We start from the raw sequence: 10059 nt of genomic DNA, 5'->3' as shown, positions 1-10059 counted from the left end.
TTATTCTTAAAGTCCTCCAATATCCAAAAATATTGGATGTAATCTTGCAGAGCCTTTATTGGAATAATTTTTTTATAAAACATTTATCTTTATATATGTAAAATAGATAATCTAAAATATGAGAGAATGTTGCACAATACATATCAATCCTAAGTAAGCGCTATTTTATATTACAAAGATAAATCTTTTAAAATGAATTAATCTTACTAATTTTTAGAATTCAAATGTTACTCCAATGGTAGGGATTATAGATGCACTCGAACGTTTCAAGTTTTTCATCTCGTAACGTTGCTCTTCTATTGGTGCTTGCGGATTTATGATATTTCCCGTACTTACAATAACATCTTGTCTTTTGAATGAACTGCGTGTTACATTCTGTAAATCGAGGTAAAGGCCAAGCATATACTTATTCAGATAAAAAGTTCTATCTACTCTCAAGTCTAGCTGAGTATATGAAGGGTTACGCAACGTATTGTATTGAGTATAGTCGAGATAAGGTTTTCCCGAAGCATTCCAAGCCAAAACCAGCGAGGATTTGTCTTGATCGTAAGGAGTAAAAGGTGCTCCACCTATCGATTTTATCTTTGCTCCTACACTCCAATTAGAATTAAAATAATAAGTTCCTGTAAGATTAAATATATAGCCATTATCCCATGCCGAAGGAAGGTACTTGCCTTCTTTTTTTGCAAATTGACTTTTGAATAAAGTGAATGAAGATAAAACATTTACTTTACGTGCTACCACCCACCTAGCTAACAATTCTACTCCGTAGCTTTTACCTTTTGCATCCGATACAAGTAGTTCGTTGCCTATAGCTCCGTAGTCGTCACCCTTACTCATCAAAGGAATGCCGTCTTGCACAGATAAAGGCATATTGTTGTAATATTTATAAAAACCTTCCAGAGATATTTCGAAATTCTTTATCGACTGATAATTGAAGCCTGCCGACACCTGATCAACACGCATATAATCCAACCCCTTGTTTACAAACATACCATTGTTATCTTTCAATCCCATTGCTGTAAGAGGTGGAAGCTGGAAGTAACGTCCGATATTAGCGTTGGCATTCAAGTTAGCTATAAGCCTATATGATAAAGATAGACGGGGCGAAATCTGATTGAACATTTGCTTGGTATTATGTGAATAAGATGCAGCATCTAACCTTATTCCAAAAGATGATTTGAATCTCTCATTTGTTGAAACATAATCTATATTTGAGAATAAACCCCATTTGAAAAAGTTTAGTTCTGTATCATATTGGAGAGACGTTTCTTTATCGTTATTAAAAAATACCTGAAAACTATTATTGCTATATTGCACGTAATCTATATTTAGTCCTGTATTAATTTTCCATTGACCAAGCGGCGTAAGGTTTTCGAATCTAAGTTTCGATTCTTGTTCCAACGATTTATATTTTAACCTTAGCATATCAGGGTCGTTATTCAAATTGTCCTGATATTTCGTGTTACGGTTATTCAGATAACTATGGCTGAGAGCAAGAGTCTGTCTATTACGTTTGTTGTAATGTTTATAAACTGCACCCAAGGTAAAAGTTTCCTGCTTTATTGTTGGCAAATAGCCTAGTATGTATTCGGCATCTTCTGTAGTAGCTTTATTATTTAGCTTCATATCATCTATTGCACCAACACCTATAAATGTAAGCTCGTTAGTGGGTGACAATTGAGTTTTTATCTTGAACAGGGCATCATTGTATGTCGGCAAGAAAGGGAGCCCTATGAGATCGAAAAGAAGTTGCAGATAAGATCGCCTTATGGATACTGTATATGTTGTCTTTTTACTTAAAGGTCCATTGGCTGTCGCAGACGCTTCCGATGCGCCTAAAGTTGCTTTGAAAGATTGCTTTTCCGGATTTCCATCAGCTAATTTGAAGCTTACGACAGAGCTTAATGCATCGCTACTGTACGAAGGAAAAGCTGCTGTATAGAAGTTTACTTCCTTGATCAAATCTGCACTTATGATACTTACAGGCCCTCCAGAAGCTCCTTGTGTACTAAAATGATTAATGTTAGGTATTTCTATACCATCCAGAAAGAAACTATTTTCGGAAGGTCCACCGCCTCTTACAATTAAATCGTTTCGGTAACCTCCTGGTGAGAAAGCTACACCCGGATAAGATTGTACAATGCGGGATATATCGCGGTTAGCTCCAGGGCTTTTTTCTATTTCCTGTGTACTTATAACATGTAATCCAACCGGGCTTTCAATTGAACGCCTGAAAGGCATAGGATAAACATTAACATCGGCTAACTCATTTTTATTTTCTTCTAATTCAACGATTATTTGTAAATCTTTTACAGTTAATAAATACTCAGGGGTTTGTTCAGCTTTATACCCAACAAATGATACTAGAAGGGTATAAGGTCCGGGTAATAGATTTTCAATAGAAAAACGCCCTTCTTCATCTGTTTGTGTACCAATAGTCGTACCCTTTACTATTATACTGGCATAAGGAATAGGGCTTCTGTCTCCTTTGTCTATGACTGTTCCCTTTAATGAATGCTTCTGCTGAGAGAATACACTAATACTAAAAAGTGATATAAATACAAATAATATCGTTTTCATAAATATTTAATAAGCGAATTAATTAAAACTCACAAATTCAACATTTAGATAAAGAAATTAGTTCACAATTTATATAACTATGAGAATCTTTTACTACATGTATTCTCTTTGCAAATTAATATAAGTATAATCGGAGATAGCACTATTTCTGTTTTACGGAACGACTTAATGTCAGATACCCTAACACTCCGCCTATGATAGAAGCTGCAAAAATACCAATTTTTGCTTGTACCATATATTCAGGATGAGTGAATGCGAGTGATGTGATAAATAATGACATGGTAAAACCGATAGATGCGAGTAGGCTTATACCTAGTAGGTTATGCACATTCATTCCTTCCGGAAAAGGAGCAACCTTTAATTTAATAAGTAAAAGCGTAAAACCTACGACTCCCAACACTTTTCCTAATAACAGACCTAGTGCCACACCTAAAGCTATATTTGTGCTGAATAGCTGCTCTATATCAATGTTTAGGGAAACTCCCGCATTCGCTAAAGCAAATATCGGAATTATAACGAAAGTCACTAAAGGATGCATTCTGTGCTCTAAGCGTTGCAACGGAGGAATTGCTTTATTCGTGTCTATTTTTATTTCTTCCAGTAAATGCAACTGATCATTTGTAAGTGTCGGAATTTCACTTTTAGGATCGACTTCTATAAATTTATTCAGATATTTCTTTATTCGTTCAACAAATAGATTTTCTTTTATTTTGACATCTGCAGGAATCATGAAAGCTGCAATAACAGAAGCTATTGTAGCGTGAACACCCGATAGCAAGAATGATGTCCATACCCCAAGAATTCCCAATATAGCATAAAACAAAATACTTCTGACTCCCATTTTATTGCCAACAAACATGATAAACGCAAATCCGAAACCTGTGGCAAGGCTTATAAAAGAGATATCGGAGGTATAAAAAAATGCAATAACCAAAACAGCTCCCAAATCATCAACAATGGCGAGAGCCGTAAGAAAGACTTTCAATGATATAGGTATTTTGCTCCCCAACAGATACAAAATCCCCAGAGCAAAAGCAATATCAGTAGCCATCGGAATGCCCCAGCCATGATGAACTTCTCCTGATGGATTAAGACTTATATAAATGAGCGCGGGAACAAGCATGCCTCCTATTGCAGCTCCGATTGGTAAAAGAGCTTTACGAGGATTGGACAGCTCCCCTCCTACTATTTCCCGTTTAAGTTCTAGCCCAACAACAAAGAAAAATACGGCCATCAGGCCATCGTTGATCCAATGATGGATACTATATTCAAAAAAAGGGATGCCATTAAATACAAATCCTAATTTATGTTCTAAAAAATGAAAATAATCTTCCGACCAAGAAGAATTAGCAAGAATCATTGCAATTATAACACTTAGCCCAAGAACGATCCCTCCCGCCTTTTCTTGTAATATAAACCTTTGAATGGGCTGAACAACCTTGTCTATGGGTTCTTTTTTTTCTTCTGTCATCGATATAGTTTTTTATGAGAATGTTTTATCTACAATAAAATGTACCTTAGTTGTAAACTTAAGTAAAAGTCAAAAATAAAAATATTTTTCTACTTCATATATTTTTTAACATTTATCGACATTTAAGATCTTTAATGTTTACAACCCCTTTTTCTAAATGAATTTATGGTCTCTGATAAGACTAACCAATAGACACAAAGTCGTGATTTATAATATAAATCACGACTTTGTTAGTTATATAATCTAATTACAAGTTAATCGTTCCCTTTTATGAATTTGGCTACTTCTCGAACTTCGACACTACCGCCAATTTTGAAAATAGGATTAGCTTTGGCAATCTCTACTGCTTCATCAATTGTTTCTGCATTTATGACTACATATCCTGTTACAATCTCTGTACCTTCTGAATGAGCACTATTTACAATATTTCCATTCGAATGAATTGTTTTTGCTCCTGAGGGGGATAAGGTATTTCCTTTATCGGATACTTTATTTTGCTTCATTAGACTACTGAACCATTCCATTCTTTCTTTCACTTGTTCTGGAGATGGTTTTATCTCCGAATCTTTATTTAATCTGAATATCAATAGAAAATCTTTCATATCATACATTTTATTAATATTTAAAACAAATACAAATATAAAGATGTCAATAAGAAATATATCAGCACTTTTAGGCCTGTTTTCGGTACTTTTTAAGAAAAGTACTAGGAGAAAGTCCTGTTTTTTTCTTAAAAATTCGGGCAAAATACGAAGAATCTTCAAATCCAATCTGATAAGTGATTTCACTTATATTGCAGTCGGAGTATATCAATAGCCGTTTAGCTTCAGTTATCTTAAGATTAAGTAGATATTGCTTGGATGAGATACCAAGAATCTTTTTACATGTTTCATTCAATTTCTCTTCTCGTACATTTAGTTTATTTGCATAATGGGAGATTGTATATAATTTCGAATAATCGGATAGAATTAACTCTTTAAATTGCTCTATTAGTGTATTACTTTGGTATGTTTTTACCTGCTTCCTTTTGGCTATCCTATATAATAAGCGAGAATAGTATAAGAGCCCAGCTTTTATATTTTCTTCTGATGCATCATCTTTATAAAGTAGTTCTTTTTTTATATCCTCAAGAATAGATAAGTGAAGCGATACATCAACATTGTCGATATCAATATAAGGGGAGCTATAGCTCAAATTCATATCTAAACCGGCTAATTGGTCTATAAAAATAATATATCCCTGTACATTATCATAGAAGCTCCAATTATGAATCTGCTTAGGAGCAACGTAAAATACTCTCTGTGGTCTTATTGTGTATTCTTCAGAATCAATCACATAAAATCCGCTTCCATGAGTAAACCAAACAAAAGAAAAAAAAGAGTGGCTATGGGGCCATTCGATCTCTACATTTTCTCCTGATTCGAAATGCCTTATAAAAAATGATTTTGATAAGGCATTATCAGGAAGAGCATCTGCCATAGCGTATTCTTTTATCATACGTGATTGTTTATACAGGAATATTCTCTGTTTATTTAATACTATATGAATTATAAGAGTCTAATTATAGACTGCCTATAGCAGCAAATTTACACAATTATTGCAATTTTCTTTTATTAAATACTTCTATTCTTTTCTTAGTCTTTTATCCCTTCTATAAGCAAAATAAAATACTTGAGGTAATACTGTAAAAGAAAGAATCATGCATATAATTATTCCACCTACAATCATTATAGCTAACGGGCGTTGAATCTCAGAACCCATATCGGTAGATAAAGCTGCCGGAAGTAGCCCCATCGACCCCATTAGGGCAATCATCAGAACCGGTCGTACACGTTGAGATACGGCTTCATTGATTGCTGTGCGGAGGTTATGCGTTTGTTGTACTTTTTTCTTCATGAGTGTTACCAACAAGATGCTATCTATAGAAACGATACCGAACAAGATAATGAATCCAATTCCTGCCGATATACCAAAGACTGTACCTGTTAACCATAAAGATACAAAACCGCCGATAAATGCAAATGGCATAGCACTTACGGCTATCAGCGTATCTTTTACTGTCATGAAGTTCATATATAATAGAAATATGATCATCAAAAGTGCAGCCGGAATAATAAATATCAAACGTTTTGTGGCGCGTTGTTGGCTTTCAAATTCGCCTGCCCATACCATTTTATTTTCAGACTTAAGCTTTATATTTTGTCCAACAGCTTTTTGAGCTTCGTCTATAGTTGATCCCAAATCCCTGTCTCGTATACTAAAACCAACTCCTACATAACGGCTGCTACCTTCACGGTAGATAAATGCAGGTCCGGTAATAAAATCAATACTAGCTATTTCTTTCAACGGGACTTGTTTGCCATCCATTGTTGGGATAAGAATATTCCCTATTTTATCTTCATTGTCTCTAAACTCTTTTTGAAAACGCACCATCACATCAAATGTACGTTCGTTCTCATAGAAAGATGTCGCAGCCTTACCTCCTATCGCCATTTCAACAACCGTTTGTACATCTTTCATAGATACAGCATAACGTGCCATATGCGATTCTTCTAACTTTATGCGGAGTTCGGGCAGCCCAATACTATGAAATACATTAACATCTTCTATCCCCCGTATGTTTTTGATGGTAGCCGCTGTCTGATCAGCTAAACCCTCAAGTTGATGTAGGTCTGAACCGAATATTTTTATAACCAGAGAACTTTTTACACCGGCAACATATTCTTCTACATTATCCTGTATCGGTTGACTGAATGCTAATACAACTCCCGGATAGATGTTTAAAGAGTCTTGCATTTGTGCTATCAGATCATCTTTACTTATTTTGTGTTTCCACTCTTTTTCAGGTTTCAGTTCTGTATGAAATTCTATATTAAAAAATCCGGTAGCATCAGTTCCATCATTAGGACGTCCCGTTTGTGTTAAAATAAAATCCACTTCTTCAAAGCTTTGGAGTTTCTTTTTCATTTCTTTTGTTATGCGTACCGATTCGTCCAGATTAATGCTATTCGGTAGCGTAGCACGCACATATATTGCACCTTCGTTCATCTGAGGAATGAATTCAGTGCCCCAGAATGAAAAACGAATAACGCAAGTGGTTAGTATCAATAAAAATATCACTATAGTCTGTATACGATGTCTACTTGCAAACGCAAACATATTGTATAAAACCCGGGTAAAGAAACGACTTACGAAATTGGTTTTCTCTTTTACCGATTTTGTCAATAATAATTTACACATAACCGGCACATACGTTAAAGACAAAATTAGTGAACCTAATAGCGCATAACCTAAGGTAAAGGCCAGCGGCTGAAACATTTTTCCTTCAACCTTCTGAAACGAAAATATAGGGAATAATGCGACTACCAATATTATCTGTGCAAAAAAAATGTATGAAGCTACACTTCCGGCGCTTTTGCGGATCAATCCACCTTTCAGCATTGGATTAAAATGGCTACCAAGATCATGTGATCGCTTTTCCATTGCGACATACACACTTTCGACAATAACCAGTGTTCCTTCTAGTAACAGCCCGAAATCCAGGGCTCCCATGGATATGAGATTTGCAGGCAAACCTTGTATACGCAGCATGATAATGGCAAACAAGAATGATAATGGAATGACGGATGCCACAATGAGTGATGTACGCCAGTTGAAAAGAAATATGAAGACCACGAGTGATACTAACAAAATACCTTCGAGTAGGTTGCGAAGAACGGTATGCACGGTTGCATTCACAAGGTTAGTACGGTCAAGAAAGGGCTCTATCTTAACGTTATCAGGCAGGATACGCTCGTTAAGCTCTGCTATTTTTTCTTTCAGATGAACAATCACCTCACTGGGGTTTTGCCCTCGCAACATAATTACAATACCTTGTACCACATCGTCGTCGTCATTTAGACCGACTTGTCCTAAACGTGGTTTAGAGGATATACCCACTTCGGCAACCTGTTTTACACGTATGGGTGAACTTCCTTTTACTTCGATGAGTATATTCTCAATATCTTCTATACTTTCAAGCAAGCCTATACCTCTAACAACAAATGCTTGGCTTCCTTTTTGTATTACATCGCCACCAACATTTATATTGCTTCGCTCAACGGCTTCATATACATCCAAAGGGGAAAGGTTATAGTTTGCAAGCTCAGCAGGATTTACTTTTACCTCTAGAATTTTTTCTTCTCCACCAAAGCTGGCTATTGTTGCTACTCCCGGCACAGATAATAATTCACGCTCTACGACCCAAGAGTTGATAGCAGCTACCTCGCGTACAGGCAAATCACTCTTGAGAACATAACGAAAAATTTCACCTGTAGCACCCGAAGGTGGCTCTATTGATAATTCTACACCTTCAGGGAGGTCGAGATCTTGCATCCTATTAGACGCATATTGCTGGGCAAAGAAATCATCAACCCCATCTTCGAATAGAACAGTAATTACAGACAAGCCAAAAAGGGACGTCGAACGGACATCTGTTTTACGAGGAATGGTATTTAGTTGCTGCATGATAGGTAAAGTGACAAATTTCTCAACTTCTTCGGCACTTCGCCCTGGCCATTGAGCGATTAATTTCACGCGTGTGTTAGTGACATCCGGATATGCTTCTATAGGGGTGTTTTGGAAGCAAATAACTCCTGCTATTGCGAGTATACATGTTAGAAAAAGTACTAATATGTGGTTACGTAGTGCAAATGCAATAATATTCTCAACAAATTTGTGCATAATTATTTATTGTTAAGCCCTGAATATATTAGTAAATGGTTTGAGGTCACAACTTCTTCTCCTTCAGATAATCCTGATTTTACATAAGATACCTGTCCGCTATGCCCTTTTAAAAAGACCTCTCTTATCTGAAAATTACCATCGGTATTTTTTATTATAACAAAATAGTGGTCTTTATCGAATATTAATGCATCAGAAGGGATAGCTATATTTTTCTCTCCAACTTGATTTTTCAGATAAACGATAGTAGACATTCCAGGTTTCAACTTCAGGTCTTTATTCGATATAATAATTCTTGCCTTCAAGACTTTATCTTCAGGGTCAAAAACTTGTGACATCAAGTTGATCTTACCTTCGAATGTTTCATTAGGATAAGACAATGTTGTAAAATTCACATCCATTCCCTCCTTTACCAGCTGTAGGTTACCGGCATATACATTCACAACTACCCACACTGTAGATAGATCGGCAATCGTAAAAAGAGAGCCATTGTCGGAAGATAATGTACTTCCTGATGTTACGTTTTTGGATACAATATATCCGGACATAGGAGCTTTTATAGAAAAGATTCCATTCCCCTTGTCTGAGCCGAATAGTTGCATATCATTTTTTACTTTTGATAAGGAAGTCTGTGTTTGTTTGAGTTTAGTTTCTATTTCCAACAACTCTTTTTCCGAAAGCATCTTGTCTTTAAACATCTCCCTGGCAGATTTAAGTTCACGCTCTATGATACGTATTTCAGCCTGTAGAGAGCTTTGCTCACTCTGCAGCTCAGATAAATCTTTACTATGAATATCTAACAGCGCTTGTCCTTTTTCAACTTTATCTCCCAATGAAAAATAAACCCTGCCAGCTACTCCCTCAGTTAGAGGATAATAATTGATTACTTTATCTGAATCATATTCTACTTGTCCTGTAAGAGTCAACATTTCTATTCTTGTTTCGTATGCTGCCTTTACAGTCTTTACTGACGAATAGAAAGCCGGAACAATTTTTGCTTGTTTATCGGAATTACCTTCTCCATTCCCCGTACAGGAAACAAGCGATAAAAAAAGAATCGTTAATGTAAATAATAGAATTTTCCTTGTTATCATAATCGTTACTTATTTATTTCAGTGCCAACTGCATATTGAAACTCTACAAATGAATTGTACATATTTTTTCGAGATAAAAGAACTATTTGTTTGTTGCTTTTATAAGATTCCATAAAATCGAGGTATTCGAGCATACTGATATTTCTATTTAGGAAATTTTTTGTATATATACCAAGCATATCATCCAAC

At 35.6% G+C, this 10059-nt stretch carries 6 protein-coding genes and 1 pseudogene; all 7 read right to left on the bottom strand.

What is annotated here, in order from left to right; genetic code table 11:
• Positions 1–213: 213 nt before the first annotated feature.
• Positions 214–2583 carry a TonB-dependent receptor gene (locus LDB17_RS03430; RefSeq protein ID WP_252637365.1) on the bottom strand — a complete coding sequence of 790 codons (2370 nt, stop codon included), beginning with the start codon at positions 2581–2583 and terminating at the stop codon, positions 214–216.
• Positions 2584–2725: 142 nt separating this feature from the next.
• On the bottom strand, positions 2726–4054 hold the full coding sequence (gene nhaA, locus LDB17_RS03425; RefSeq protein ID WP_252637364.1) for a Na+/H+ antiporter NhaA: 1329 nt from the start codon (positions 4052–4054) through the stop codon (positions 2726–2728).
• A 254-nt stretch (positions 4055–4308) separates the two neighbouring features.
• On the bottom strand, positions 4309–4656 hold the full coding sequence (locus tag LDB17_RS03420; protein ID WP_252637363.1) for a YciI family protein: 348 nt from the start codon (positions 4654–4656) through the stop codon (positions 4309–4311).
• A gap of 70 nt (positions 4657–4726) precedes the next feature.
• Complete coding sequence (locus LDB17_RS03415) at positions 4727–5551, bottom strand: AraC family transcriptional regulator (RefSeq protein WP_252637362.1); 825 nt, start codon at positions 5549–5551, stop codon at positions 4727–4729.
• A 126-nt stretch (positions 5552–5677) separates the two neighbouring features.
• The gene (locus LDB17_RS03410; protein WP_252637361.1) at positions 5678–8776 is read right to left on the bottom strand and encodes an efflux RND transporter permease subunit; all 3099 of its coding nucleotides are present in this window, start codon (positions 8774–8776) and stop codon (positions 5678–5680) included.
• A gap of 2 nt (positions 8777–8778) precedes the next feature.
• The gene (locus tag LDB17_RS03405; RefSeq protein ID WP_252637359.1) at positions 8779–9870 is read right to left on the bottom strand and encodes an efflux RND transporter periplasmic adaptor subunit; all 1092 of its coding nucleotides are present in this window, start codon (positions 9868–9870) and stop codon (positions 8779–8781) included.
• A gap of 5 nt (positions 9871–9875) precedes the next feature.
• A pseudogene (locus tag LDB17_RS03400) lies at positions 9876–10059 on the bottom strand (TolC family protein); the annotation flags it as partial.

It is taken from the genome of Dysgonomonas sp. Shenzhen-Wh21 (genome assembly GCF_043392705.1).
Classification (GTDB): Bacteria; Bacteroidota; Bacteroidia; order Bacteroidales; family Dysgonomonadaceae; genus Dysgonomonas.
This window is presented reverse-complemented; position numbering and strand designations above follow the sequence as displayed.

What these genes read in the sequence shown, in the direction of transcription:
- LDB17_RS03410 (WP_252637361.1), bottom strand. Translation starts at nt 8,776, where the DNA reads ATGCACAAATTTGTTGAGAATATTATTGCATTTGCACTACGTAACCAC.
- LDB17_RS03430 (WP_252637365.1), bottom strand. Translation starts at nt 2,583, where the DNA reads ATGAAAACGATATTATTTGTATTTATATCACTTTTTAGTATTAGTGTA.
- LDB17_RS03415 (WP_252637362.1), bottom strand. Translation starts at nt 5,551, where the DNA reads ATGATAAAAGAATACGCTATGGCAGATGCTCTTCCTGATAATGCCTTA.
- LDB17_RS03420 (WP_252637363.1), bottom strand. Translation starts at nt 4,656, where the DNA reads ATGAAAGATTTTCTATTGATATTCAGATTAAATAAAGATTCGGAGATA.
- nhaA (WP_252637364.1), bottom strand. Translation starts at nt 4,054, where the DNA reads ATGACAGAAGAAAAAAAAGAACCCATAGACAAGGTTGTTCAGCCCATT.
- LDB17_RS03405 (WP_252637359.1), bottom strand. Translation starts at nt 9,870, where the DNA reads ATGATAACAAGGAAAATTCTATTATTTACATTAACGATTCTTTTTTTA.